Origin of the sequence: uncultured Helicobacter sp., from assembly GCF_910577135.1 — a bacterium.
In the GTDB taxonomy this organism is placed as follows: Bacteria; Campylobacterota; Campylobacteria; order Campylobacterales; family Helicobacteraceae; genus Helicobacter_C; species Helicobacter_C mastomyrinus.
In genome coordinates this window covers 81166-107700 of the sequence record NZ_CAJTLL010000004.1, presented here as the reverse complement: position 1 = coordinate 107700, position 26535 = coordinate 81166, and the positions used below count along the sequence as shown (strand labels likewise).

At 38.9% G+C, this 26535-nt stretch carries 23 protein-coding genes and 9 tRNA genes; 12 read left to right on the top strand and 20 right to left on the bottom strand.

Features of this window, described 5'->3' with window-relative positions; translation table 11 throughout:
- Positions 1 to 124 precede the first annotated feature (124 nt).
- The 17 genes from rplL to QZ289_RS03275 form a co-directional block, all read right to left on the bottom strand.
- Entirely contained in the window at positions 125 to 505 is a 381-nt protein-coding gene (gene rplL, locus QZ289_RS03355; RefSeq protein WP_295699173.1) for a 50S ribosomal protein L7/L12, read from the bottom strand.
- Between the two features lie 18 nt (positions 506 to 523).
- On the bottom strand, positions 524 to 1006 hold the full coding sequence (gene rplJ, locus QZ289_RS03350; protein ID WP_295699171.1) for a 50S ribosomal protein L10: 483 nt from the start codon (positions 1004 to 1006) through the stop codon (positions 524 to 526).
- A gap of 90 nt (positions 1007 to 1096) precedes the next feature.
- Positions 1097 to 1801, bottom strand: coding sequence for a 50S ribosomal protein L1 (gene rplA / locus QZ289_RS03345; protein ID WP_295699169.1), 705 nt, complete (start codon positions 1799 to 1801; stop codon positions 1097 to 1099).
- Positions 1802 to 1819: 18 nt separating this feature from the next.
- Positions 1820 to 2245, bottom strand: coding sequence for a 50S ribosomal protein L11 (rplK, locus tag QZ289_RS03340; protein ID WP_295699167.1), 426 nt, complete (start codon positions 2243 to 2245; stop codon positions 1820 to 1822).
- A 21-nt stretch (positions 2246 to 2266) separates the two neighbouring features.
- Positions 2267 to 2782: a transcription termination/antitermination protein NusG gene (nusG, locus tag QZ289_RS03335; RefSeq protein WP_295699165.1), complete on the bottom strand. Its 516-nt coding sequence runs from the start codon at positions 2780 to 2782 to the stop codon at positions 2267 to 2269.
- Positions 2783 to 2801: 19 nt separating this feature from the next.
- Positions 2802 to 2981 (bottom strand): preprotein translocase subunit SecE, encoded by a 180-nt coding sequence (secE, locus tag QZ289_RS03330; protein WP_295699227.1) that lies wholly within the window; start codon positions 2979 to 2981, stop codon positions 2802 to 2804.
- 41 nt (positions 2982 to 3022) lie between these two features.
- Positions 3023 to 3098, bottom strand: a tRNA-Trp gene (locus QZ289_RS03325).
- A gap of 17 nt (positions 3099 to 3115) precedes the next feature.
- On the bottom strand, positions 3116 to 3286 hold the full coding sequence (gene rpmG, locus QZ289_RS03320; protein ID WP_034369264.1) for a 50S ribosomal protein L33: 171 nt from the start codon (positions 3284 to 3286) through the stop codon (positions 3116 to 3118).
- Between the two features lie 9 nt (positions 3287 to 3295).
- Complete coding sequence (gene tuf / locus QZ289_RS03315) at positions 3296 to 4495, bottom strand: elongation factor Tu (protein ID WP_295699162.1); 1200 nt, start codon at positions 4493 to 4495, stop codon at positions 3296 to 3298.
- Between the two features lie 77 nt (positions 4496 to 4572).
- Positions 4573 to 4647 (bottom strand) — tRNA-Thr (locus QZ289_RS03310).
- Positions 4648 to 4730: 83 nt separating this feature from the next.
- Positions 4731 to 4807 (bottom strand) — tRNA-Gly (locus tag QZ289_RS03305).
- A 61-nt stretch (positions 4808 to 4868) separates the two neighbouring features.
- Positions 4869 to 4953, bottom strand: a tRNA-Tyr gene (locus tag QZ289_RS03300).
- Positions 4954 to 5008: 55 nt separating this feature from the next.
- Positions 5009 to 5084 (bottom strand) — tRNA-Thr (locus QZ289_RS03295).
- 135 nt (positions 5085 to 5219) lie between these two features.
- Positions 5220 to 5307 (bottom strand) — tRNA-Ser (locus QZ289_RS03290).
- Between the two features lie 72 nt (positions 5308 to 5379).
- Positions 5380 to 5454: transfer RNA gene (locus QZ289_RS03285), tRNA-Cys, on the bottom strand.
- 42 nt (positions 5455 to 5496) lie between these two features.
- A tRNA-Leu gene (locus QZ289_RS03280) sits at positions 5497 to 5584 on the bottom strand.
- A 101-nt stretch (positions 5585 to 5685) separates the two neighbouring features.
- A tRNA-Gly gene (locus QZ289_RS03275) sits at positions 5686 to 5760 on the bottom strand.
- 421 nt (positions 5761 to 6181) lie between these two features.
- On the opposite strand from QZ289_RS03275, the gene QZ289_RS03270 reads away from it, so the two are divergent.
- The 6 genes from QZ289_RS03270 (at position 6182) to QZ289_RS03245 (ending at position 12644) form a co-directional block, all read left to right on the top strand.
- Positions 6182 to 7339 carry a succinyldiaminopimelate transaminase gene (locus QZ289_RS03270; protein WP_295699161.1) on the top strand — a complete coding sequence of 386 codons (1158 nt, stop codon included), beginning with the start codon at positions 6182 to 6184 and terminating at the stop codon, positions 7337 to 7339.
- Positions 7336 to 8655 carry a UDP-N-acetylmuramate--L-alanine ligase gene (murC, locus tag QZ289_RS03265; RefSeq protein ID WP_295699159.1) on the top strand — a complete coding sequence of 440 codons (1320 nt, stop codon included), beginning with the start codon at positions 7336 to 7338 and terminating at the stop codon, positions 8653 to 8655. Before QZ289_RS03270 ends, murC begins: the two co-directional genes overlap by 4 nt.
- Positions 8655 to 9023, top strand: a complete 369-nt coding sequence (locus tag QZ289_RS03260) for a hypothetical protein (RefSeq protein WP_295699158.1) — start codon at positions 8655 to 8657, stop codon at positions 9021 to 9023. The genes murC and QZ289_RS03260 overlap by 1 nt, the downstream gene beginning before the upstream one ends.
- Before the next feature lie 22 nt (positions 9024 to 9045).
- On the top strand, positions 9046 to 11280 hold the full coding sequence (locus tag QZ289_RS03255) for an endonuclease MutS2 (protein WP_295699156.1): 2235 nt from the start codon (positions 9046 to 9048) through the stop codon (positions 11278 to 11280).
- Between the two features lie 319 nt (positions 11281 to 11599).
- Positions 11600 to 12331 carry a hypothetical protein gene (locus QZ289_RS03250; protein WP_295699154.1) on the top strand — a complete coding sequence of 244 codons (732 nt, stop codon included), beginning with the start codon at positions 11600 to 11602 and terminating at the stop codon, positions 12329 to 12331.
- A 16-nt stretch (positions 12332 to 12347) separates the two neighbouring features.
- Entirely contained in the window at positions 12348 to 12644 is a 297-nt protein-coding gene (locus QZ289_RS03245; protein ID WP_295699153.1) for a DUF3240 family protein, read from the top strand.
- Between the two features lie 92 nt (positions 12645 to 12736).
- On the opposite strand, the gene QZ289_RS03240 is transcribed toward QZ289_RS03245, so the two are convergent.
- The 3 genes from QZ289_RS03240 to QZ289_RS03230 are packed head-to-tail and all read right to left on the bottom strand — an operon-like array spanning position 12737 to position 15087.
- A complete protein-coding gene (locus QZ289_RS03240) occupies positions 12737 to 14095 on the bottom strand; it encodes an MATE family efflux transporter (RefSeq protein WP_295699150.1) in 1359 nt (452 codons plus the stop codon).
- Complete coding sequence (locus tag QZ289_RS03235) at positions 14085 to 14717, bottom strand: bifunctional 2-polyprenyl-6-hydroxyphenol methylase/3-demethylubiquinol 3-O-methyltransferase UbiG (RefSeq protein ID WP_295699148.1); 633 nt, start codon at positions 14715 to 14717, stop codon at positions 14085 to 14087. Before QZ289_RS03235 ends, QZ289_RS03240 begins: the two co-directional genes overlap by 11 nt.
- 28 nt (positions 14718 to 14745) lie before the next feature.
- Positions 14746 to 15087, bottom strand: coding sequence for a histidine triad nucleotide-binding protein (locus tag QZ289_RS03230; protein ID WP_295699146.1), 342 nt, complete (start codon positions 15085 to 15087; stop codon positions 14746 to 14748).
- A gap of 192 nt (positions 15088 to 15279) precedes the next feature.
- On the opposite strand from QZ289_RS03230, the gene pheS reads away from it, so the two are divergent.
- The 6 genes from pheS (at position 15280) to QZ289_RS03200 (ending at position 26465) form a co-directional block, all read left to right on the top strand.
- Positions 15280 to 16269, top strand: a complete 990-nt coding sequence (gene pheS, locus QZ289_RS03225; RefSeq protein ID WP_295699225.1) for a phenylalanine--tRNA ligase subunit alpha — start codon at positions 15280 to 15282, stop codon at positions 16267 to 16269.
- The gene (gene pheT / locus QZ289_RS03220) at positions 16269 to 18671 is read left to right on the top strand and encodes a phenylalanine--tRNA ligase subunit beta (protein WP_295699145.1); all 2403 of its coding nucleotides are present in this window, start codon (positions 16269 to 16271) and stop codon (positions 18669 to 18671) included. Before pheS ends, pheT begins: the two co-directional genes overlap by 1 nt.
- A gap of 28 nt (positions 18672 to 18699) precedes the next feature.
- Complete coding sequence (tkt, locus tag QZ289_RS03215; protein WP_295699143.1) at positions 18700 to 20661, top strand: transketolase; 1962 nt, start codon at positions 18700 to 18702, stop codon at positions 20659 to 20661.
- 9 nt (positions 20662 to 20670) lie between these two features.
- Complete coding sequence (locus QZ289_RS03210) at positions 20671 to 22947, top strand: PD-(D/E)XK nuclease family protein (protein ID WP_295699141.1); 2277 nt, start codon at positions 20671 to 20673, stop codon at positions 22945 to 22947.
- Between the two features lie 1615 nt (positions 22948 to 24562).
- The gene (locus tag QZ289_RS03205) at positions 24563 to 25222 is read left to right on the top strand and encodes a DUF1561 family protein (protein ID WP_295699139.1); all 660 of its coding nucleotides are present in this window, start codon (positions 24563 to 24565) and stop codon (positions 25220 to 25222) included.
- Entirely contained in the window at positions 25182 to 26465 is a 1284-nt protein-coding gene (locus QZ289_RS03200) for a DUF1561 family protein (protein WP_295699137.1), read from the top strand. Before QZ289_RS03205 ends, QZ289_RS03200 begins: the two co-directional genes overlap by 41 nt.
- Positions 26466 to 26535 lie beyond the last annotated feature (70 nt).

Sequence of the window (26535 nt, the reverse complement as noted above, 5' to 3'; positions counted from 1 at the left end):
AAAAGAGCAAAATACTCTAAAAAGACCTATAATTATAAAGTATTTTTACAATATTCTATTAAATGCAAAAAGCCAAACCTTAGTATCTAAGATTTAGCAATTGTATATGAAGTGAATGTCAAACCTATTTAATTTCGACTTTTGCTCCTGCCTCTTCAAGTTTTTTCTTAAAGTTTTCAGCATCTTCTTTATTCACACCTTCCTTAAGTGTGCTTGGAGTTTGCTCTGTGGCGTCTTTTGCTTCTTTAAGACCTAAGCCTGTAATTTCACGCACTGCTTTGATGACATTGATTTTATTTGCACCTGCATCAACAAGCACGATATTAAATTCTGTCTTCTCTTCTGCTCCGCCAGCTGCTGCACCTCCGCCAGCTGCTGCACCAGCTACAACTGTTGGTGCAGCACTTACACCAAATTTCTCTTCAAAAGCCTTTACAAGCTCTGAAAGCTCTAATACTGAAAGATTCCCGATGTATTCCAATACTTCTTCTTTAGAAATTGCCATTTTACACTCCTTGCAATGTTAATTTTCTTCTTTTTGTTTTCTTAAATTATCAAGCCCTGTAACAAAGTATCGCGCTGGAGCTGTCCATACAGACAACAACATACCAATAAGTTCTTCTTTGCTTGGTAGCTTAGAAACCGACACGATATGCTTCGTATCAACTACTTGCCCATCAAATATACCAACTTTGAGACTAAAATGTTCGCTATGAGATTCTGCGAATTTGCAAACCACCTTAGACAAAGCGATCTGATCATCTGCCCAAAGAAAGATATTTGTATCCTTAAGTTCTAAATCTGGACATTCTGCATTTTTTATAGCGATGCTTGCTAAAGTATTCTTGATTACTTGCACCTTGACATCTACAGCCCTTGAAGTGCGTCTTAGTTCCTCAAGATGACTCACTTGTAAACCTTTATAATCGCACACAATCAAAGCAGAAGATTGCTTAAATTCAGCACTTAAGTATTCAACAACCTGAATCTTTTCTTGCTTAGTCATTTCTCCTCCTTTCAGCCCAAAACCTCACATAGGGTAAATTTTAAGCTAAGCCCCTATGCTCTTTGGTCTAAGATAAAGAATACAAATCTGTTATTTTGTATCCATCAATTCCTGTGAATCAAGCTTAATTGCAGGACTCATCGTTAAAGACAATGTGCTGCTACGGATATACTTACCTTTTGCCGAGGTAGGCTTTAGCTTATTGATTGCACGAACAAGTTCAAGCATATTATCTCGTATTTTAGATTCATCAAAAGAAACTTTTCCAATAGGTGCGTGAATGATACCCTTTTTATCCACTCTAAAGTTCACTTGCCCACTCTTAGCATTAGAAACAGCTTTAGCCACATCCATTGTAACCGTGCCTGTTTTGGGATTTGGCATTAAACCTTTTGGTCCTAAAATACGTCCTACTTTCCCCACAAGAGCCATCATATCAGGTGTAGCTATGACGATATCAAAATTAATATTGCCATTTTTAATCTCATCAGCCAAATCATCAGCCCCTACGACATCAGCTCCGGCATTTTTTGCTTCATCTGCCTTAATACCTTTTGCAAACACAGCAACACGCACTTTTTTGCCTGTCCCGTGTGGCAAAACCACAGCCCCCCGTATCATTTGATCAGCGTGTCTTGGATCTACTCCTAAACGCAATGCTACCTCAACAGTTTCATCAAATTTTGCCGAAGCAAGAGATTTCACCGCACTCACACCACTTTGAATATCATATACCTTTTGAGAATCTACCTTTGCTTGTAAAGCCTGCAGTCTCTTTGCTATCTTTTTACCCATAAACAAACTCCATCTATTCTAATCTTGGATTTCAACACCCATACTTCTTGCACTGCCCACTACAATCAATTTTGCAGCCTCAATATTCGAAGCATTGAGATCTTCCATTTTGGTTTGAGCGATCTCTTCAAGTTGCTTACTTGTAAGCTTCCCAACTTTATTTTTTAAAGGATTGTCAGAACCCTTTGTAATTTTTGCAGCCTTTTTAATGAGATCTGTTACAGGCGGCTTTTTAGTAATAAAGGTAAAGCTCTTATCCTGATAGATGGTAATAACAACAGGAATATTAAAATCACCCATATCCTTTGTTTTTTCATTAAATGCTTTGCAAAACTCCATAATATTAACCCCCCTTTGTCCTAATGCTGGACCTACCGGAGGAGATGGATTCGCTTTTCCCGCTGGAATCTGTAATTTTAATTCACCAACAACTTTTTTACCCATTATGCCTTCCTTTTTGTCAAATTAAATGATTTTTTCTACTTGCGAATACAAAATTTCAACAGGAGTGTTTCGTCCAAAAATGGAGACGTTTAACTTCAGTTTTTTATGCTCTAAATCATATTCCTCTACCGTGCCTGTAAAATTTACAAAAGGTCCATCAATAATCCGCACAACTTCGCCGTGTTCAAAAGAAATCTTTGGTTTTGGTGCGCTTGGATTTCTTACCTTTTCTAAAATTTTAGCAATATCAGCTTCATTAAGCGGTGTGGGCTTCTTACTTTCACCAATAAAACGTCCAACCCTAGGTAAAGATTGAATCATATGCCAAAGTTTTGTGTCTAAATCAACCCTTATAAAGACATAGCCGGGATAAAGACTTCTATTTACAACTTTCTTCTTCGCCTCAATAATAGGCTCTGTAGGCACAACCACTTCAGCAAATCTATCTTGCATTTGATTCTGCTCAATAAGATTCCTTATTGCATTAGCAACTGATTCTTCACTACCAGAATATGTTTGTATCGCATACCACTCCAAGTTTCACCTCTCCACAATATTACAAAATACCGGATACAGAATGAAATAAAATCCAATCAACTAACGCTAAAAATAAAGTAACTACACTTACCACGATAAGAACAGATACAGAAGCATTGCGAATCTGTTCTTTTGTGGGAAATATTACTTTTGTTCGTTCTTCATTTGCATTTTGGAAATAGGTTTTTATTTTTTTAATCATCGTATCTCTTTTATTCAATATCTAAACTTACAGCTTTGTGGCAGGCCAGGAGGGACTCGAACCCCCAACACTCGGTTTTGGAGACCGACGCTCTACCATTGGAGCTACTGACCTATCAGCTAGGCAAAAGCCTAGCTTTTAAGTTTTACTTCCTTATGAATCGTATGTTTATTCAAACGAGGTGAAAACTTTTTGAGCTCCAGTTTTTCTGTATTCGTTTTCGCATTTTTGGTAGTGCTATAATTAATATCACCACATTCTGAACACTTAAGTCCTATCTTAACAGTGTTTCCTTTTGCCATATCAAGCCTCTACTCAATAATTTTTGTTACAACACCTGAACCAACTGTTCTACCACCTTCACGAATTGCGAAACGAGTGCCATCTTCAAGTGCCACAGGTGCGATAAGCTCCACTGTGATTTTTACATTATCACCGGGCATAACCATTTCTACACCATCTGGTAGTTCAATAGAACCTGTAACGTCAGTTGTTCGTACATAGAATTGTGGACGATAGCCTTTAAAGAATGGAGTATGTCTTCCACCCTCTTCTTTTGAAAGCACATAGATTTCGCCTTCAAACTTCTTATGTGGAGTAATCGAACCGGGCTTACAAAGCACCATGCCTCTTTCTACTTCTTCTTTTTTTGTTCCTCTTAAGAGAATACCTACATTGTCTCCCGCTTCACCCTTATCAAGCTCTTTTCTAAACATCTCAACACCTGTAACAGTGGTTTTTTGTGTATCGCGAAGCCCTACGATTTCTACTTCATCGCCTACTGCTACCACACCCCTTTCTACTCTACCTGTTACCACAGTTCCACGACCAGCGATAGAGAATACATCTTCAACAGGCATAAGGAATGTTTTTTCTGTATCACGTTGAGGAGTAGGGATATATCTATCAACTTCTTCCATTAGTTTTAATACTTTTTCTCCCCATTCTCCAACATTTCCAGCCTTTGCTTCTTCAAGTGCTTTAAGAGCTGAACCTGCTACAATAGGAGTATCATCACCGGGGAAGTCATATTGACTAAGCAATTCACGCACTTCCATTTCCACAAGCTCAAGTAATTCTGCATCATCTACCATATCTTGCTTATTTAGGAATACAACGATGTAGTGTACACCTACTTGACGAGAAAGAAGGATATGCTCTCTTGTTTGTGGCATAGGACCATCTGCGGCAGACACAACAAGAATTGCGCCATCCATTTGAGCCGCACCTGTAATCATATTTTTCACATAGTCAGCGTGCCCAGGGCAATCCACATGCGCATAGTGGCGATTCTCTGTTTCATACTCAATATGAGAAGTAGCGATAGTAATACCTCTTTCTTTTTCTTCAGGGGCATTATCGATATTATCATAATCCCTTAACTCTGCAAGACCCTTAGTAGCCAATACAGCGGATATAGCCGCACTCAAAGTTGTTTTACCGTGATCCACGTGTCCAATTGTTCCCACATTTACGTGAGGTTTGTTTTTCACAAACTTTTCTTTTGCCATTTTGTTCTCCTAACTCAAAATTTTATTTTTTTAGAATCCCTAAATTATGACTTTTAAAGATTCTAGCCTATGAAAACTGGAGCCCATAAGCGGGATTGAACCGCCGACCTCTTCCTTACCAAGGAAGTGCTCTGCCACTGAGCTATATGGGCATATTATAAATAACTACAATAATAATCTATTTTGGAGAAAATCTTAACTTAAAGTTATCAAAGTGAAGATTCAGCTCCCAGTATGGAGCGGGAAACGGGGCTCGAACCCGCGACCCTCAGCTTGGAAGGCTGATGCTCTAGCCAACTGAGCTATTCCCGCAAACTTAAAAAAACTATTTTGACTACCACTTTTTAATGATTGTAAAATCATCAATTTATAGTGGTGGTGAGTCGTGGATTCGAACCACGGAAGTCATAGACAGCAGATTTACAGTCTGCCCTCGTTGGCCACTTGAGTAACTCACCAAAAATAATCACAAAACTGGTCAAACACTGAAAGCAAATATGCTAAAGTGCAAAATGGAGCTGGTTAAGGGACTTGAACCCCCGACCCTCTGCTTACAAGGCAGATGCTCTACCAACTGAGCTAAACCAGCGCATAAAAAAGTTGCAATTATATAGATTTCACTGCCCTTTGTCAAGGGTAAATCCATTGAAGCGTCATGTCCATTATGAATATAATCATGAAAATACCCAAAATAAAATATTTTGAGATATGAAGTAGAAGTAAGTGGCCGGGAGAGAGGGATTCGAACCCCCGGAGGTGTTACCCTCAACGGTTTTCAAGACCGCCGCTTTCAACCACTCAGCCATCTCCCGTTACCATAAATATAATACAGATTCTAGAAACATAACTGATTAAGAGTATATTTAATGTATGCTTAAGTGTTATGGAGGCGACACCCAGATTCGAACTGGGGAATCAAGGCTTTGCAGGCCCATGCCTTACCACTTGGCTATGTCGCCACCTTATCATATTTTCTTAACGAATCTTTTACGATAATCAGGTGGTGCCCGAGACCGGACTTGAACCGGTACAGACGCAATGTCCGAGGGATTTTAAGTCCCTTGTGTCTACCAATTTCACCACCCGGGCTTTTGATTTGATATGTAAAATAATACATTTCCTCACAAAACATCAAAGAGCAATATTTTTAGATTGACTACAAAAATGGAGTTGTAAAGATTAAGTCTTAATGGAGCGGGAGACGGGGATCGAACCCGCGGCCCCAACCTTGGCAAGGTTGTGCTCTACCACTGAGCTACTCCCGCATAATTTTTAAGGGCATAATTGTATCAACGCTTCTTAAAAAAATCAAGAGTAAAATACAAGAATATAATAAAAAATTATCATTTTACTATATAATCCCTGCCGCACAAATATGAAATCTATCTCTAAACTTGATTTACAAGTAGATTAAGTTTTAAAAGCATAAAATCTCTATTCTCCCCACAAGTGAGATATATCTCACTTGCATAAAATCAAATCGCACGAAGTGCTACCTCTTAAAGCATCGTAGTGGTAGGGGAGAGGGAGGGAGCGACCTCGTGCTTGTGCTTTAGCACCAGCCCACACTTGTACATTTAAGCCCTCCCCCTTATTATGGATAGAAAAAATTATAGATTCTTATGTAAGTTTTAAAGATGATAGTTTCCACCAATAAATCAATATTAATTTTTCAAGGAGAAAAATGTGCTAAATCATTTTGAAAGTTACCCCTTTGACAAGCTCCACACGCTTCTCAAACACAGTAATCCCCCCAAAGATTGTGAAATTTTCACTCTTACCATCGGTGAGCCTCAATTCCCTACGCCGCAAAATATTATAGAATCTTGGCAAAATAACGCTCCCTTGCTGAACAAATACCCTAAATCAAGCGGTGAAGATGAGCTTAAAAACGCTCAACTCTCCTTTATTAAAAATCGCTATCAACTTGAGCTTACCCATCATCAAATTATCCCTACTTTTGGCACACGTGAAGTGCTTTTCAACTTCCCCCAATTCTATCTTTTTGGCAAAGAAAACCCTAGCATTGCCTACCCTAATCCATTTTATCAAATCTATGAGGGCGCGGCAATTGCCTCAAAAGCACGAATAATCCTTATGAATCTCACGCAAGATAATAATTTTATGCCCTCTCTTAGCGATACACAGCTTAAAGAAGTGGATTTAGTTATTCTTAATTCCCCTAATAATCCTACCGGCAGGGCATTAGATATCCAATCTTTAAGCCAATGGGTGCAAAAGGCGCTAGAATATGATTTTGTGATTATTAATGATGAATGTTATAGTGAAATTTATGCCAATTCTCCACCGCCTAGTATTCTCCAAGCCTCTCTTAAGGCAGATAATCCCACATTTAAAAATATTCTCGCCCTTAATTCTATCTCCAAACGCTCCTCTGCGCCCGGTTTGCGTAGTGGATTTATCGCTGGAGATGAGCAAATTCTAAAAAGCTATAATCTCTACCGCACCTATCTAGGCTGTGCGCTTCCATTGCCCTTACAAAAGGCTGCAGCAGTTGCGTGGAACGATATGCGCATTCCAGAATCTATTCGCCACATTTATGCGCAAAATCTCGCCCTTGCAGAAACAATTTTGCAACTTAGTAAAGCAGAGATTACTCCCTATACATTCTATGTATGGCTTTATGTAGGAGATGATGAAAGATTCTGTAAATTTGCCTATGAAAAAATGGGAGTGCTGACATTACCCGGAAGCTACTTAGGGCGTGAGGGGCAAGGCAAAGGATATGTGAGGATAGCTCTTGTGTATGATAATGAGACCATAAAAAGAGCTTTAAATGCTCTGAAAGAGGCTATCAAGTTTTATAAAAAGGAGTATGTATGAAAATACATTTTATAGGCATTGGTGGTATTGGCATTTCAGGCTTGGCAAAATATCTCCGCGCACAAGGCATAGAGATTAGCGGTTCAGACATCGCAGAAGGAAGCGCGACAAAATATCTCCGCGCACAAGGTGTGTCTATCAATATTCCTCATAACGCTGCTGCTATCACTAATCAAGACCTTGTGATCCATTCTGCGATTATCAAGCCTGATAATGTCGAGGTGCAAGAAGCTATCAAAAAGGGTATTAAAGTGCTTTCCCGCAAAGAAGCCATTGCCTCTATTCTCAAAGAAAAACGTGTCTTTAGCGTATGTGGCGCACACGGCAAATCCACTACAAGCGCAATTTTAAGCAGTATTTTCCCGCATTTTGGCGCAATTATCGGAGCAGACTCTAAAGAATTTGGCTCAAATGTGCGCGAGGCAAAGAGTGAATCTATCATCTTTGAAGCTGATGAATCCGATAAAAGCTTTCTTAATTCCAATCCCTACTACGCCATTATCCCCAATGCCGAGCCAGAGCATATGGAGAGCTACAATCACGATTTAAATGAATTTTATGGTGCTTATAGGCAATTTATCCATACGGCTAAGAAGCGCATTTTTAACCTTAGCGACCCCTTTTTGCAAAGCCTAAAAACCATACAAGCTATTACTTTAAATCCTCAAAGTGATATTACAAATATACGTTTTGAAATTCACAATGACGAGCCACAAACAAGCTTTGAGTTTAAAGATTATGGAATCTTCAAGGTATGGGGCTTTGGGGAGCATATGGCGCAAAATGCGAGTCTGGCGATATTGTGTGCGATTGATGAGTTAGGCATAGATGCGCTAGAAGAGATAAGGACAAATCTTGCGCATTTTAAGGGCATTAAAAAACGTTTTGACATCATCGCTAAAGGCACAACGACTATCATTGATGATTACGCACACCACCCTACCGAGATTCTCGCGACGCTTAAAAGCGTAGCTATCTACAATCAGCTCAAACCCCACCAAAAAGTCATCGCCATTTGGCAACCGCATAAGTATTCACGTGTACTTGATAATCTCCAAGCCTTTGTTGATTGCTTTGCAAATCTATGCGATGAGCTTGTTATCCTGCCTGTGTGGAAAGCAGGGGAATCTCACGTCGATATTGATTTTGCTTCACTTTTTATGCGCTATAATCCCATTTTTGCTACACATCTTAAGCGCGAGGGGGATTGCATTACCCTATTTGATGGCAAAGATTCTATAAAAACACTGCAAAATGCCATTATTATCGGGCTTGGTGCGGGGGACATTACCTATCAATTACGAGGAGAAAAATAATGGGCTATCTTATTTTTGTGCTTACACTGCTACTTTTTGTCGCCATTGGTTTGCTTGTGGGGAAATATAAAAATCACATCTCACGCAAAACGCAAGTTCTCATAGGCGCTTCGTTTTTAGCAATCGCCCTGCTTATTGGGATTTATAATACTCTACAAGAAAAAGAGAGTGAGAATCTTAGCGCACTTAAAAGTGCCTTTGTGCGGGATATTCCACTTGTTTGTAGCTATCAAGGCAGCGCGATTGAAATTACACAAACAGACTTTAATCTCAGCAATGGCACGATGAGCTTTCAAGGTAAGCCAAACAGCTCTTATTCGCACATTATCATTCCTTTGCAAGATTGCACTTTGCAAGAAGTGGATTAATTTTAATCTTATGGATTAAGCTGTGCAAAGCCATCAAACACTCATCGCTCGCCTTGATTTAAGTGATTTTGTTTCTCAATTTCACACATATTTTGCACGAGAAAAACCCTTTATGTTCAATGGCGATAGGAGATTCTACGCACAAATCCTGCAAGAGCTCGATTCTATCCCTCTTAATGCTCCGCCACCTCTACCCACGCTTGATACACCCATCGTGCATTTGCAAAAGCACAGCACATTACAACTTGAAGCGATTTTTACCTTTATGCAGCTTGTGCGTTATTTTCTCTATCTCAAAGCACATATTACAGAATCCACCCCGCATACAAAAACGTGGCTTGATAAGATTCTCATTCCTCAAGCAATATGCGATATGGAATCTATCTTTGACACACAAGGTGAGCTATGTGAGGGTATTTATCCAGACATTGACAACCTAAAGTCCCATATCAAGCAGATCAAAATCCACATTGACGAGCAAATCAGACGGATTCTGCATTCCCGCGAGATTACACCCTATCTTGTCGATAATAGTATGCATTACATCAATCAAAATGAGTGCCTACTGCTTAAAGCAGGGTATAATCAAGTGATTAAAGGAATGGTACTTGAGCGCTCTCACAATGGATTTTTCTATCTCCTGCCAGATGCGATTAACACATTAAAAGAGCGGCAAAATGCGCTTAAAGACACTTTGCAAGAGAGCCTCTACACCCTTTGTAAGAGCCTTTGCCTTACTCTACATAAATACACACCTTTTCTCACATTTCTTAATCACGCCTTTGATACATTTGATCAAATTTATGCCCGAATCGCCTTTGCAAAGGCTTATAATCTCTCTTTCATATATGAACTCACAACACAAAAAGAGATTGTCATTGAGGAATTTTCACACCCCACATTAGCCAATCCAAAGCCCATTAGCTTTGCCTGTAATGGTGATGTGCTAATGATTACAGGCGTGAATGCAGGGGGTAAAACTATCCTGCTTAAATCCCTCCTTGCTGTGTGTTTCTTAAGCAAATATCTTATCCCGCTCAAAATCAACGCCTATAAGTCTAAAATCCCCTATTTTAAACATATCGTGGCGATTATAAGCGATCCACAAAATAGCAAAAACGATATTTCTACTTTTGCGGGGAGAATGCTTGAGTTTAAGCAGATTTTGCAAACACAAAATCTACTGCTTGGTATTGATGAAATCGAGCTAGGCACGGACGCTGATGAAGCTGCAAGTCTCTATAAAGTGCTATTAGAGCATTTAATGAATAATCACGCAAAGATTCTACTCACCACGCACCACAAGCATTTGAGTGCACTTATGGCGCATAATCCCAAAGTGCAGCTTTGTGCAGCGATGTATGATATACAAGCCCAAAGACCGCTTTTTAGCTTTCTTGATGGGAGTATTGGCAAAAGCTATGCCTTTGAAAGTGCCGCACGTTACGGAATCCCACTTTCCCTTATCAAAACAGCCAAAGAAGTGTATGGCGCGGACAAAGAGCGATTAAATGAACTTATAGAACGTTCCAGCGAGTTAGAGAGTGCGCTTCAAACCAAACGTACAGAGCTTGAAGCCACGATTGCAACATATCAGGCGAAGATTCTATCGCTTAAAACGCAAGAAGAGGAGCAAAAGACAGCTTTTCTCACACTCAAGCGCAATTTAGAATCTACTTATCATCAAGCCACGCAAACGCTTAAAGCTACCCTCAAAGCACAAGAAAGCAAAGAAATACACAAGGCTTTTAACCAAGCCCATAAGATTCTATCACATACGCAATCCCTACAAACACAGCCTTTGACACCGCACACACAAAAACCTCATATTTTCAAAGTAGGTGATAGAGTGAAGTATCAAAACACACAAGGGCATATCCTTAGCATAAAGGGTAAGGTATGCACTATCACACTTGAAAGCGGTATGAAAATCAAAGCAAATCTTAAGGATATTCAGCCCTCTAGCACGCCATTACCTCCTCCAAAGATGGATATTATTTTCAAAGCCCCCGCAAAGGCAGGGGTAAGCCTTGATTTGCACGGAATGCGGGGCGATGAAGCGATAGAGAGACTTGATGAGTTTCTCTCTGCTGCGCTCATTGCTGGATATGATGAAGTGCTTGTGTATCACGGCATAGGTATGGGAATCTTAAGTAAGCTTGTATATGATTATCTTAAAACCCACCCTAAAGTCATATCCTTTGCAGACGCACCCGCACAAATGGGTGGCTTTGGGGCAAAGGTTGTTAAGTTATAATATTTATGCCTTTGCTTATTGAGGCTTAAGCCTCCGCATTTGTGCCTTAAAGCCAATCCACACTTACACAAGCTCTTGTAAATGGGGGTAAACACCCATTTACACCCAAAGTTATTGACTTATGGCTAAGACATTGTCTTATTCGTCATTCGCACGAAGTGTTAATCCATATTTACAAGTTAATTTAGAGATTGGGTTTTGCAATGTAACCGCCGCAAAGATCAAAAGGTCTTATCCTTAAAACAGCGCTTCTAAGAATAGATTCTGCAAATATTTGTGTTATAATCCTGCTCTTATTTTTTTGTAGCAAAGGAAACTTATGGCTCTCTTTCAAGTCAATATGCCTCAAGTCCCCGATAGTGTAGCAATTCATAATATAGCTGACACTCCCTTACTCAAACGTGCGAAACTTATTCTTGTTACTACTTATCTTGTCAGTTTTTGTGTTGCGTTTTCTTTTATATTTTGGTCAGGATATAAAGAAATTACGGTTATTCCGCCAGAACTTAATATATTTCTTAACATCTTCTCTGCTTGTTCATTTATTGCTCTCTTCATCGTCTTTTTTTATTTCTCTAAATTAAGCCTAAGAAGACGTATTTTTAATCTCTATATTGTTGTTTTTGCAATCGCACTTATTGGGGCTATTATCAACTTTATTGTGTCACAAGATATAGATGATTTACTTAGCAAAGATTCTGAAGGGAGTCTAGCAGTAGCGGCTTTATTCCTTTATACTTGTATTGCCCTACCTGTATATTTCTATATCTTTTGGCAAATGGGTAAGGAGCTAAGCTTTATTCTCAATGACGCCTACTTCTTTAAAGGCACAAAGATGATGGTTATATCATTCATAGCTATGCTTGTAGAGCTAGTTTTTACAATGGTTGCCTTAGGTCTAAAAAGTGAAGCCCTTATCGTTATAGTCGCCTTGCTTTTACTAGCCACTTGCATTTTGCTAATTGTTGGTTGTATTCTCTATCTTATTGCTGTTTTTAGAATCCATCAAATTATCGCCTATGGGGAGCAAATCCCAAATACAATTTCATAACATTATAGGGTATCTTATGGAAGCAGAACTTAGCATTGATATTTATTTTAAGGCTACACTCAAAGATAGCATTGTAGATATGTTGCTAGAAGATGGATATGATGATTTTTTTCATATCAAATGTGCCAAATACGCTTCAAGCTCACTTTTGCAGAGTGCTGATGAACAAGTAAGCGGTAGGCAAGAATATGGATTATTTAGAATATTTTTAAACGAACAAAATGCACATTTTATTATCAATAAATTACTTCAAGCCTTTGGCAAAACAGATATAAGAATCTATACGCACAATGTCACATCTCCTATCATATAACACTTATTAATGACTCTAAGTTTTAAAGAGCGTTTCTCTTCGCTCAAGCCACATCTCCAACATTTTGGAAGCAAAGAATAATAGAATCTCACTTATAAGATTCTTGCAATATAGTGCTTCCATATACCTTTATAGAAAATAAAGCCAAAGATAAGAGCACGTAGGAATGTCTCACAGCAGATAATCCCAAAAATATATCCTGCGTGAAGTTGGTAATGCACACAGAGCCACATAGGGAAGATTCTAAGTAGCCAAATGCTACCGGTATTAATCCAAAGCGATAGCTTTGTCGCGCCACTTCCCCTTAATGCTCCATCAAGCACAAACACGCAGATTTGTGGCACTTGCGATACACCAACGGCGATAAGATACATTAAAGAATAATCAAGCACTGCCATATCCTCACTAAAGAGATTTGAAAGCTCCCTGCCAAACACACAAAGCCCAATCCCCAATATACCCATAATAATAGAGGAGATAAGCAAAATCGTGCGGATAAAAGATTCTGCTAAATCAAGCCGCTTAGCCCCTAGCATTTGTCCTACTAACGCCATTGCAGCGACTTGGAATCCAAATCCGGGCATACAAATAAAGCTCTCCACCCTTGATCCGATTTGAAACCCAGCAATCACCTCTAAGCCATAGTCTGTCATAAACTTTGTAATCAGCACAAGGGAGAGAATGGTAAGCCCTCGTTCAATCCCAGAGGGTAAGCCGATGCGCAATCCAAAAAGCAAAATCCGCCATTTAAAAACCAAAGATATTTTTAAGTGTCTATGCAGCCCACAGAGGATTCCAAACAAAATAATGCCTTCAAAATAAGAGATCATAACATTTGATATCCCTGCACCTGCAATGCCAAGCGGAGGGATATGGAGGGAATGCACGCCAAAAATCAACATAAAATTCAAGGCAATATTTAAGCTTGTGCTAATGATTTTAATAAAAAAGACACTTTTTGTATCGCCCGTGGAGGCTAAGGCGGAGATAAAAATCGTTTTAAGTAAAAGGGCGGGGATAGAGCAAAAAATCCAGCCCAAATACAGCATACCCAAGGCTTTTGTCTCCTCCCCCACACCCATCCAATCAAAATACAAGCCATTAAAATTATAAGCAAGGAGATAAATAGGTATAGAAAAAAACACAACCCCTATGCTCATCGTGCTAAGTACGGCTTGCATTTTCGTATAATTCCTTTCTCCAAAGGCACGTGAGACTTGTGCGTTTGTGCCCACATAAAAAATCGTAGTAAGCGCAAAGAGAAACATCCAGCAGCTCATACCCAGCCCAAGTGCCACAATATTATGCTTTGTAACCTCCACATCTGCAGAAATATGCGCGATAAAATACATACCAATGGCAATATTAACAATATCTAAGAGCGAATTGCCTCCAGATGGCAAGGCAATACTTAGAATCTTACGCATACGTTGGTTGAAATTATATGTCATTATGATTGCCTGTGTATTGTGCGATGAATTGCACGATATGCGGATACGCCGCCCTTTTACCTGTGCTAGATTCTATATTTTCATAGATATGATGATGAAGTGTGATAAAGCCATTTTGTGGGCTAAAGATACTCTCTAATTCATTTACATAAAGGGCTTTTTCGGCTTTATCTAAGTGAGAATCCACATCAAGGCGAATAAACGTCTCAAATAGTACAATGCCATTAGGCTTAAGCGAGGCAATGAGCGATGGAAAAAGGCGTCTATCAAGGAAAAAGCTATTCAATACCACATCATAGCGATTTGGCGTGAATATAAAGTTGTCTAAATCTGCTAAAACAGGCGTGATATGCGCTATATTGGCAAGATTTTTAAGCGCGATAGAGGAAATATCAAGCGCATCTACCATAAAACCAAGCTGTGATAGCACCTTTGCGTGGCGTCCATTGCCACAAGCTATATCAAGTGCCACAGGACGCGGATTGTCTGTATCTTTTATCACTTTAAGTTGTGGGAAATGGGCTTCAAGCAGCGCACAAGCGTTGATAACAAACGCACTTGGCTCATTAGGCATAAAGTCATTTTTATAACGTTCATTCCATTTGAGTGCGTCTTCGTGCATTGCTTTACTTTATGTGCTTTAATAGAATCTATGCGAGTTTAGAGAAAGAGAGTTTACCTCCGCCGAGGATATGAAAATGCAAATGCAGCACTTCCTGCCCTCCGTCTGCACCAATATTTGTGCAGATTCTATAACCGCTTTTATCAATGCCTACCATACGTGCTACTTCCTGACTGAATGCACAAAGCCCTCCTAAAAGCTCCGCAGAAGCACAAGAGAAGTCCTTAACACATACTTTTGGAATGGCTAGAATATGCACAGGCGCTTTAGGATTAATATCATAAAAAGCAAGAAATTGCTCATTTTCTGCCACTTTTTTACAGGGAAGCTCCCCTGCTACGATTTTCTCAAAAATATTTTTTTCTGCCATTTTATGCTCCTTGCAAGACTCTTAATGCTATATGATAAAGATGAGAATGCTCATTGTATGTAGAATAAGTGATATTATAGCTTTAAATATCAATAATAATCTTTAAATATGCTACAATATCGCTTTTTATATCGCGCAAATACCAATCACACAAGAACAGATAACACAGAGGTAGGGAATTTGAAAAAGCAAATACAAGAGATTTTAGAAAAGTTAAAGCAGGTAGGGAATCTAGAAGCCCTAGAAGCATTGCGGATAGAGGTTATAGGGAAAAAGGGTGTTTTGACACAGCAATTTGTCATACTAAAAACACTTCAAGGAGAGGCGAAAAAGTCTTTTGCTACGGATTTAAATGCCGCTAAAGAAGAGTTTGAAAGGGCTTTTAATACCAAAAAAGATATGCTCTTAAAAGCTCAAATGAGTGAAAATCTCGCTCAAGAATCTATTGATGCGAGTTTATTTAGCACCTTGCGTTTAAAAAGTCAAGGGCACCCTATATCGCAAACAATGGATAGAATCATTGATTTTTTTGTCAATATGGATTTTTCTATCGGCACAGGACCACTTGTAGAAGATGAGTTTCATAATTTTGAAGCCCTCAATCTCCCCGCATACCACCCAGCGCGCGATATGCAGGATACATTTTATTTTAAAGATTCTATGTTGCTTCGCACACATACTTCGCCTGTGCAGATTCGCACTATGGAAAAGGATTCCTTGCCTATTCGTATGATTGCTCCGGGCAATGTGTTTAGACGGGATTATGACTTGACGCATTCACCGATGTTTCATCAAGTCGAGGGGCTAGTAGTAGATGAAAAAGATAAAGTCAATTTCGCACATTTAAAATATATTTTAGAGGATTTTTTGCACTATATGTTTGGCGATGTTCGCATTCGCTTCCGCTCGAGCTTTTTCCCCTTCACAGAGCCAAGTGCGGAAGTGGATATTAGCTGTGTATTTTGCAAAGCAGAGGGTTGCAGGGTATGCTCACATACAGGGTGGCTTGAAGTGCTAGGCTGTGGCATTGTGAATCAAAAGGTGTTTGATGCTGTAGGCTATAAAGATGTGAGCGGATATGCCTTTGGACTTGGTGTTGAGCGGTTTGCTATGCTTACTCATCGTGTGAATGATTTACGTAGCTTTTTTGAGACAGATTTACGGGTATTGGAGCAGTTTTAATGATCTTTTCAAAACATTTATTATCGCAATTTGTGGATATATCTCATCTTGATATAAATGAAGTGAGTGAGCGTCTAAGCAACATTGGATTAGAAGTAGAATCTGCCTATGCCCTTAAGATTCCTAAAAATGTTGTAGTAGGTAAGATTATTGCTTGTAGTCAGCACCCTGACGCGGATAGACTAAGTGTATGCCGTGTGCATATAGGCACACAGGAGCTGCAAATCGTATGTGGTGCGCCCAATGTCAAAACCGATCAGTATGTAGCGGTGGCATTAGAAGGTGCGATAATCCCACATACCAAAAGCGGTGAACTAACCATTAAAAAGACGACTTTGCGCGGTGTGGAGAGTTGCGGAATGCTATGCTCTAGCACAGAGCTAGGATTACCTAAAATCAATGATGGCATTATGATTTTAGATGAGAGTGCGGGGAAGCTCACCCTAGGGCAGGAGTTAAGCAAATTACCGCTTTTTAGCGATTATGTGATTGAAGTAAGCATAACACCTAATCGTGGAGATTGCTTGAGTGTGCTAGGTATCGCACGTGAGCTTGCTACTTGCTATGATTTACGCTTAAAACACGAGATTGATATGGATAATGTTATCACTCTAGGGCTTGGGCGGGTACTGCAGATTCTTACTGATGAGAAAATTAATGCGCACCTACTCTATCGCGTTATAGAGGTTAAACAAGCGCGGCTTCCCATAGATATTGCCATTGCTTTAGCAAGAAATGGTAGTTTAGCTGATGATATTATATGCAATTTTTTGGAATTTGGCACATATATGACAGGTGTGATTTTGAACGCTTACAAACTGCGTGAGTGCGAGAGTAAGGACATTGTTCTAGATAATGGTTTAGCCGCACAGCTTCGAGTAAAAAAAGATGAAAATGGCTTAGAGGCAGTATTTGCTAATACAAAACTTTCTATGATTGGTGTAACCTATGGGGAACGGCATTTTGGGACACGTTCAGAGATTCTCATCATCGAAGCAAGCTATGTGAAACCTGTGCAAATCGCAAAGGCAATCCATCAGCATAAAATCAAAGGCGATACGCAGCTTACCTATCGTAGTACAAGGGGGAGCAATCCGCTCTTAGAGCAAGGCATGGATTTTTTATGTAAAAAAATGGTTAATAGTTCGGACGTGCTGGTGTATTCTGGTTCGCATAATATTTCTCAAAGTGCCGATGAAATAACGATTAAAACGACTTTTGGCGCGATTAATAAGATTATAGGGATTGATTTAGATAAAGAAGAAATTGCTACCATACTCAAACGTCTTGATTTCAAGCTTGATGTAACTTGTGATGAAAATTTCTTTATGATTGCTGTGCCGCACTATCGCCACGATATAGAGAGCATACAAGATGTAGCAGAGGAGGTACTAAGAATCTATGGGATTGATAATATTCCTTCTTCACCTCTGCTTTGCTTACAATCGCATAATACATCAAATGCATATTTTGTGTATAAAAATAGCAGAAAACTCGCCCGTAGCTTTATCGCAAATGCTTTTATGGAGTGTATACACTACGTGTTTGCCTCTTCGCAAAGATTAATGCAACTTGGCTTTGTGCAAATTGATGAGAATTTAGCCCTGCTAAATCCTATCACGCAAGAGCTAGATACATTACGTACAAGTTTGCTTCCTGCACTTTTAGATTCTATCAAACGCAATGAGAATCTAGGATTTAAGAGCATAGCATTATTTGAAATGGGCAGTGTCTATACGGCTCAACGAGAGGAAAAAAACAAACTCGCATTTGTGGCAAGTGGTTCAATGAAAGATGAATGCTATCCGCATATAAAAGCAGCACTTTGGGATTTTTACTCCTTTGGGCTTGTGTGTCAAAGATGTGTGGGGGATATATCTTTAAAAAATATTCGCGATGTAGAGGGGGCGAATGAGATTCTTCTATCTTTTGGATTTGCCGATGATAGAATCTTGCACCCCTATCAAAGTGCTTTTGTATATATGGAGGATAAACCTGTGGGCGTGATAGCAAAACTGCACCCACAAATTGCCACGGATATGGATTTAAGCGAGACATTTATTTGTGAAATAGAGCTTGATTTAAGCAACGTATCGCTGCCACAGGCAAAGACGTTTTCAAAATATCAAAAATCTATGCGTGATTTGACGATTCTTATCGATAAAAAGATTCCATTTTATCGTGTGCGGGAGGCAATTACACAGGCAAATATTGCATTTTTGCAAAATGTATATCCTATCGATGTGTATTATGATAGCGCATTGGGAGAGCAAATGGCATTAAGTATTCGCCTTGTGCTGCAGTCTTTTGAGGATACCCTGCAAGAAGCCCAGCTAAATAGCGCAACACAAGCCGTACTTAACGTGCTTACAAATACATTCAATGCTTCGCTACGCGCGTAGATTCTAGCTTATCACAAAAGGAGAGAGTATGCAGAGCCTACCACAAATCACAGAACAGGATTTACCACTATTGCAAAAGATGTCCCATACGCTTGCATTTTTATGTGCCGATATGGTGCAAAAGGCTAATAGCGGGCACCCGGGTGCACCTATGGGACTTGCAGATATAGCAAGTGTGCTTAGTTTTCATCTCCGCCTTGCTCCGCATAATCCCACTTGGCTTAATCGCGATAGAATCATTTTTAGCGGTGGACACGCGAGTGCGCTTGTATATGCGCTTTTGCATTTATGGGGCTTTGATGTGAGTATGAAAGATTTGCAATCTTTTCGCACACTTGGCTCTAAAACGCCCGGACACCCAGAATACGGACATACACAAGGTGTTGAAATCACCACAGGACCATTGGGGCAGGGTGTGGCAAATGCTGTGGGTATAGCTATGGCGAGTAAATACACACAGAATCTCTTTGGTAAAGAGATTATTTCCCATTATGTGTATTGTCTATGTGGTGATGGAGATTTGCAAGAGGGCATTAGCTATGAGGCTGCTTCCCTTGCAGGACATCATAAGCTTCATAATCTCATTGTGATTTATGATAGTAATAATATTACGATTGAGGGTAATACAAATGTGAGTATGAGCGAGGATATATGCAAACGTTTTGAAGCGCAAGGCTGGCAAGTGCTAAATTGTGATGGGCATAATATCTTAGCATTTCATAATGCCCTCACTCGCGCTAAAGATTCTACAAAGCCGACATTAATCATCGCAAAGACAATTATTGCAAAAAATGCCCTTGACCTAGAGGGTAGTCATAAAGCGCACGGCGCACCTTTGGGAGAGGAGATTATTGCAAAGGCAAAGGCAAAGCTAGGGCTAGAGGCGCAATCTTTCTATGTGCCCGATGATGTGAAATTTACCTTTGGCTTGATGAGGGAGCGAGGGGAACTCGCCTTTAAGCAATGGCATAAGCAATATGAGAATCTCCCGCAAATCACTAGAGAGCGCTTTGATAATATGCAAAATGTAGATACTTCACGCATTGCCTATCCCCACTTTGAGCTAGGAGAAAGTATGGCTACACGTGTGAGTAATGGCAAGATTCTTAATGCTATCTCTCAAAGCCTAGAGGGTTTTATAGGGGGGAGCGCGGATTTAGCTCCATCAAACAATACGCATTTAGAGAATGAGGGAGACTTCCCCCAAGGCAAAAATTGGCATTTTGGCATTAGGGAGCACGCAATGGGGGCAATCTCTAATGGTGTGGCAAATTATGGGCTATTTTTGCCATTTTGCGCGACTTTTTTTGTTTTTAGCGATTATATGTCTCCTAGTGTGCGTGTGGCAAGCCTAATGAAAAGCAAAGTCTATTACATTTGGACGCACGATAGTATAGGCGTGGGAGAAGATGGCGCGACACATCAACCTATCGAGCAGTTAAGCCATTTCCGTGCTATGCCTAATCTATTGGTATTTCGCCCTGCTGATGGGAACGAGAATGTGGCGTGTTGGCAGGTGAGCTTGGATTCCGCTGTGCCTTGTGCATTTGTGCTAAGTCGTCAGAATCTCCCTATCATCGTCCCTTACACATCTACGCTTAAAGAGCAAGTGCAAAAGGGTGCTTATGTGCTATCTCCTGCAGACAATGCAGCAGTTACATTAATGGCAAGTGGAAGCGAGGTGAGCCTTGCATTAAAAGCAAGCGAAGCCCTCCAAGCAAAGGGTATAGTAGCGCAAGTAGTGAGTGTACCTTGCTTGGATTTGCTATTAAAGCAGCCTAAAAGCTATAGAGAATCTTTATCTCAAGGGAGCAAAGTCCTAGCTATTGAAGCTTCAAGGGGGTTGGAATGGTATGTTGTGGCGGATTATGTGATAGGTATGCAAAGCTTTGGTGCATCGGGCAAAGGCGAGGGATTATTCACACATTTTGGCTTTAGTGTGGAACATATTGTAGAAGTCGCACAGCAGCTTCTTGGCACAGATTCTTAAGGGCATATCTTGGCGGGTGAATCTTGCTTAAAAGTATATAGCTCTCATCGCTCCTTAGTGCAACATTTGAACGAGGGGGAGCTACTTTCACCGCACATAATGATGGGCGAGTTTTTCACGCAGCTTGTTATTGTTGATGGATATAGAGCCTTGCCTCAAGCGATGCGTTTGCCCCTGTCTATGTCTGTGCTAAAAGAATGCGCTAAAGAATTAGAACGGGTGAAATTTATTTTCGAGCAGAGTTTTTTAGCTTTTTTAGAATCCTCGCAATTTTTATTTGGCTTCTTTGATGAGCTTACTCAAGCGCAAGTCTCTATTGATGAGATTCCATTGCTTGATACGTATGGGGACTATGAAGACCATTTGCGAGTATTAAAATGGGTGGAAAATCGATACAAGCAACGTTTGGAGGAACTAAAGTATTATGATGGCTTAATTCTGCCTCCACAGGCGCATATACGCATTAATGAATCTTATGTGCGACATTTTTCACACATTGATATATATATTGAGGGAATTGTGAGCAAGGCACATCTTGCGCTTCTATCACAAGTAGCGCAGATGACTACCCTTAGGCTGCATTTTTGGCTTGATAATTTTAATATCACTTTGCCCTTTTTTACCCAAATGAAGGATTGCAAACCTTTTCACCGCTATGTGCTTAATCCCGCTACAAATGAGATTTTAGAATCCGCACCCATAAATCGCCCTATGTGCGTGAGTACGTATCATTTTTCACTTCGCATTTCGCAAGTGGCATTAGTTTTTTATAAGATTGAAGAATGGCTTAGAAATGGTGTAAATACGGAGGAGATCGCTGTAATTGTGCCAGATGAGCATTTTGTAAGCTATTTGGCACTGTTTGATAAAGCGCATAATCTTAACTTTGCAATGGGGAAGGACATCACACGTACACAGGCTTATAAATGCCTAGAAAATATGCTAAGTGTCTATGAAGCGGATATGCAAACTTATCCTTATAAGCAAATATGTGAGATGATTGAAGTAAATCTTATATCACTTGATGATAGAGGAAGTAAAAAGCTTAGGCAAAGTCTAAGTGAGCTGCTTTTTATATGGGAAAATGCGGGGTTTGCAGATTGTCGCTACAAAGAGATTTTAGAGCTTTTGTTAGAGGAGCTAAAAAAATGCAGTATTGATGATGTGATGGGCGGGAAGATTCGCGTGATGGGGGTGCTAGAATCGCGAGGTTTTACGTGTAAGAAGGCTATTATTGTGGATTTTAATGAAGGCGTGATACCAAATGTAGCACAAGATGATTTATTTTTGAACTCTATGCTAAGGCAAAGACTTGGTATGCCGACAATGCGAGATAAGGAGCAACTTCAAAAGCATTATTACTATGGGATTTTTAGCAGTGCTGATGAAGTAGTCGTATCGTATGTGGAGAATGAGGATAAGCATAAAAGCCTTTTACTTGAGGAATTAGAGCAATATACGCATATTACGTCAAATGATGGCGATAAGCGTTTTGCGCTTTTACCACATGGGGGGAAATATGAGTATTGTGAAGATGAGATTATGGGTAAGATTCCGCGCTTTTTTACACCAAGTAAGTTAAAAACGCTCCTAGAATGCCCGAGGCGTTATTTTTACCAATATGAAGAATCTTTGTGTAAAGTGCAAGAAGAGAGTAATGTTGCGTTTATGGGTAATGTCGCACATCAATGTTTAGAATCTGTATATAGGCAGTATATAGGCAAAAAAGTGCAGCTTAATGCAAAGGAAATCTATGCAAATATTCTTACTCACTTTAAGGCACAATATGCTTCTATGAGCGCATTAGATGGCATTAATACACAGCTACTTGCATATGAAATAGAGGCATTTTTAAAACAATATGAGGATAAAAGAGAGGTGGAGATTCTCTATCTTGAGGAAAAAATGAAAGCCCATTATGGGGGGTTTGACTTTAGTGTGTGTGCGGATAGAATCCAAAAGATAGGAGAGCGTATAGAAATCATTGACTATAAATATCGTCAAAATTTCAAGGTAGAGAAAAATGCAGAAAAAACGAGTGATTTTGCGCTTATCCTTTATGCAGAGGCTTTTAAGCAGAATAATCCACAATATGCCTCATTACCTATAACAATGTGCTATTGGGATATTAAGGGCTGTAAGATTGTAGAAGAAGAAAGTGTGGAGGAGAAAAATGAGAAATTACTAGAACACCTTAAAATTTTTCAAGATGAGATAAACTTTCACAAATGCGAGAATAAGCAGCACTGCCATTATTGCGATTTCACAGATTTGTGTGATAGATAATGTTGTATCTTTATAACCTGTGCGTTGGGCATAATCAATATAACAAGAGCATTTAAAAAGCAAAGCGCTTCTAATATACTACACTAGTCTTTATCCCTTATGGTTCTTAAAAAAGTAGTGTAATAGGCTATGAAATGTCTTAGAAAATTTTATTAAACTTGCTTCATTTGTATAATCAAGTTTGCCTTGAGAGAGAATAAAGAGATTCTGTTTAAAAATATCCCTCAAAGTATCAAAGAAAAATGCTTGATAGCTTTTTTCAATCGTATAGGTTAAAGCATTCTTTAAACAAATCCTTTTTATATTGCCAATATTTTTTATCACAATGTGCTTTTTATTTATCTTATGTGGAGTAAATATAATAGAGCAGATTAAGTAAGATTATTGAAAAGCATTCCTTACTCTTGCTTGATAGATTTGAGGTAAGATTCTTGCTTTTCTAAACGAAGTGTATTCAAATAATTTATCATCAATAATTCGCTTTCCAAGGGTATGTCAATAATGATGTCTTTTATCTTATTTCCCTTATGTTCATCAAAAGAAAATATCTAATGAAGCTCAATGGAAAACTACTTTTATATTGTAGCAAAGATATAAATTATGCGCTTAAGAGAGTAAAATTTTTGATAATGTGGTAAGAAACAAAGGCAAAATATGTAGAATACAAAAATATTTTAGAAAATTTCTTGAAGCTTTCTCTTAATATTCAAGAAAAAATAAGTCCAAAATCAAAAAGTGCAGGATAACCCTTTTTATGCACATCAAAAGGTATCAAATGCCTTATACAAGGGTGTTTTATGCTAGTCAATCACAAATTTTGTGATTTTAGTGGTAATGTTTGAACTTTTTTGAAAATTTCAATGTTCAAATGCGATGAAAATTTTTCAAAAAACAATCTAAGTTGAGTAGAGGTTTTGAAAGAAAATTATTGGTTTTTGTGAGCTTTTTTGTTTTAAAAATTTCAACAAGGCAATAAAAATTTTTGCTTAGAATCCTTTGCAATCTTTTTCACAATATTTATCAAAGTTTTTTACTAAAGAGAAGAATTTTTACATCTTTGCTTGGAGCAATACAAAGTATAAACTTCATAGCAAAATCTCTTTAGTTTCATCACATTTTTTCATTGCTTAAAAACTATAAGTTTCTCTCAAACAAAGCACAAATCATTTTTTAAAGATTTAATCTTATTGTAAAAGCAAAACATTCTAAACTTAAAAATAATATAGTTTTTCTTTACTTAAAATCTCTAGTGAATCTCTAAAACTTATATCATTGATAGCTCTATCTCTTATCCCTTATACATATTGAGAAAAGTTATAAGAAATTGATTAACATTTCTATCTTGGATTGATTAGGAGATTTATTACTTAAGATTATTTCAAAGTTAATGATCGCATATTGCCACTTAATTTTTTAATCTAAAAACTTACTTAGAAATTCGTTTTTAATACAAACATTCAAAAATTTAGATTAAATTACAAAACCAAATAAGTATAAAATTCACTTATATCTGCTCCGCTTCACTAGGCAAGAAATGGGATCAAGCATCATCACATTAACATAAAAATAAAAAAGCTACAATACAATGGTTTCATTTTCGCACAAAGGAGTATTAATGAAAGTGTTCATTGCAGGGCTATGTGCCATTATATTTGGGTTTTGTCTCTTTTTGTTTTTTAAGGCTGAAAATTCTCCTTCTTCTTTTTCAGCTATTCCTGCTCCCACTCAAAAACTTGCTGATAGTCCAAAAGACAAAATCATTACTTTTCAAACCAGTCCTGATACGCTGATTCAATGCCTCACGCCCATTTTTAGGCAAAATGAGAGCTATGTAGGAATAAGTGATTATCAAAATGCACAAGAAGCTCGTTATGATGTTTTTAGCCACATAGCTTGGAATTATAATGATGTATGGCTGTGTATGAGCGGACAAAATGAGGATTATGCCGAGGGCAGGGCTGTTGTATTAAGACCTTGCGTGATTGATGATAAAACTCAAAGTTTTGTGATTAAAGATAATACAATCTACACCCCCGATATGAACTACCAGCTTGATTTAAGCAACAATATACCGAGCTTTGAAAAGCCAACTTCCACTAAGCCTAAGGTGATTTTACACCATATGCAAGAATGGAGTGATACCATTGCCACTCCCCCGCCTTTAAATCTTAAAAGCTTCATGGCTTGGAGTTTTATTAGCTCTGGCGAGTTTGACTTGTATTATATAACCAATGATGAATCTATCAAAAACGACCCGCAGGATTTTGTATTTTAATGTAGAAAACAACACCATAGCCCTCTATCACCCCGAAAATGGCAAACTCACTTGCCTTACTTCCTTGCAGACTACCTCCCAAGCTTGGAATTGGGTAGACTGGGAAAGCTGTACCAATACAAACACAAAACCTAATCAAAGATGGGAGTTATTTTTATTTGGTGAAAACGATCAAGCTATGCTCAAAGATTACCTAGGAAATTTCTTACGCGTTACTAAATACGGCGTGCATTGGGGTGTGCCCTATACTGCAAAGCCTGATTATCTAGCTAAAGACACAGGGCAAGATCAAACTTCTTATTTTAGATTCAGCCATAATTTACAAGATTGGCAGCGATTTAAAAATGGTAATTTATCAGATTCTTTGCCTGTGTGTCCGGCTAATGGCACGAACGCCAAAACTCAAAAGCTCCTTATCCTTCCTCCTAGCTTTGTTTTAAGCGATGAATGGAAAAGAAGGCTGTATGACATTGCTACAACAACTGATGGGGTGCTAGACCGTGCTGGAGATTGTGGTGTGTGCTTACTGCATAGTTATCAAATGATAGCAGAACTAACAGAATACACCTACGCCCCACTAGAACTAGGAGGCTTTTTCTTTGATACACTCTATGGGCATAATCCTTTCATTTCTTTTAGAAACAGATACCCTCTTTTGGCTGCTTCCTTAGAGCAATATCAATCCTCCAATATACCAAGAGGCTTATCACGCGCTCAAACCTTTGAATACGCTGCACAAATGTATCGCTCTGTGGCTTTAACACTCTTTCCGGGGCATTTTTGGATGGCTTCAGAATTTGCTTCAAGTGATATTACTATTCGCAGCAATCTAAGGGATTTATTCGAGCAGCCTAGTGGGACTTTATGGATAGTGCAAATGTATTATACTACCCCCGATGGCGCACGTCACGGACACGCTATGCCGGCTCTTTGCACAAGCGATGGAGTGCTTTTCATTCCTATCAATTTTTCTAATGGAACTTATGAGGAATATCAATATGCTTTAAACGCCTCTTTAGCACACAATTTAAGAGGGGCTTATAATATCATTAGTAATAATGGCAGACATCAAGTTTATATGCTTTACACCCTACGTTTACGCGAAATTTATCCTAATCCTATCACAAGTTTTGTGTCTAATAATAACTGCACTGGCGAGGGTGAGGATAGACACGGAAGCGCAAGTATGCCCTTAAGCACTATGATTAATCAATGTGTTAGCGGCAGATGTGTGGTTCAGTAGGCGAAGACAAGAGAGTTTTAGAGGATTGAATAAGATTCTCTAAACTTCTATAGATATTAAAAACACATAT

Coding starts and splice junctions, on each gene's coding strand:
- QZ289_RS03260 (WP_295699158.1), top strand. CDS start 8,655: ATGGGCTATCTTATTTTTGTGCTTACACTGCTACTTTTTGTCGCCATT.
- tkt (WP_295699143.1), top strand. CDS start 18,700: ATGCAGAGCCTACCACAAATCACAGAACAGGATTTACCACTATTGCAA.
- QZ289_RS03230 (WP_295699146.1), bottom strand. CDS start 15,087: ATGGCAGAAAAAAATATTTTTGAGAAAATCGTAGCAGGGGAGCTTCCC.
- rplJ (WP_295699171.1), bottom strand. CDS start 1,006: ATGACTAAGCAAGAAAAGATTCAGGTTGTTGAATACTTAAGTGCTGAA.
- pheT (WP_295699145.1), top strand. CDS start 16,269: ATGATCTTTTCAAAACATTTATTATCGCAATTTGTGGATATATCTCAT.
- QZ289_RS03240 (WP_295699150.1), bottom strand. CDS start 14,095: ATGACATATAATTTCAACCAACGTATGCGTAAGATTCTAAGTATTGCC.
- QZ289_RS03205 (WP_295699139.1), top strand. CDS start 24,563: ATGAAAGTGTTCATTGCAGGGCTATGTGCCATTATATTTGGGTTTTGT.
- rplL (WP_295699173.1), bottom strand. CDS start 505: ATGGCAATTTCTAAAGAAGAAGTATTGGAATACATCGGGAATCTTTCA.
- QZ289_RS03250 (WP_295699154.1), top strand. CDS start 11,600: ATGGCTCTCTTTCAAGTCAATATGCCTCAAGTCCCCGATAGTGTAGCA.
- rpmG (WP_034369264.1), bottom strand. CDS start 3,286: ATGGCAAAAGGAAACACTGTTAAGATAGGACTTAAGTGTTCAGAATGT.
- murC (WP_295699159.1), top strand. CDS start 7,336: ATGAAAATACATTTTATAGGCATTGGTGGTATTGGCATTTCAGGCTTG.
- QZ289_RS03200 (WP_295699137.1), top strand. CDS start 25,182: ATGAATCTATCAAAAACGACCCGCAGGATTTTGTATTTTAATGTAGAA.
- tuf (WP_295699162.1), bottom strand. CDS start 4,495: ATGGCAAAAGAAAAGTTTGTGAAAAACAAACCTCACGTAAATGTGGGA.
- QZ289_RS03245 (WP_295699153.1), top strand. CDS start 12,348: ATGGAAGCAGAACTTAGCATTGATATTTATTTTAAGGCTACACTCAAA.
- rplK (WP_295699167.1), bottom strand. CDS start 2,245: ATGGGTAAAAAAGTTGTTGGTGAATTAAAATTACAGATTCCAGCGGGA.
- QZ289_RS03235 (WP_295699148.1), bottom strand. CDS start 14,717: ATGCACGAAGACGCACTCAAATGGAATGAACGTTATAAAAATGACTTT.
- rplA (WP_295699169.1), bottom strand. CDS start 1,801: ATGGGTAAAAAGATAGCAAAGAGACTGCAGGCTTTACAAGCAAAGGTA.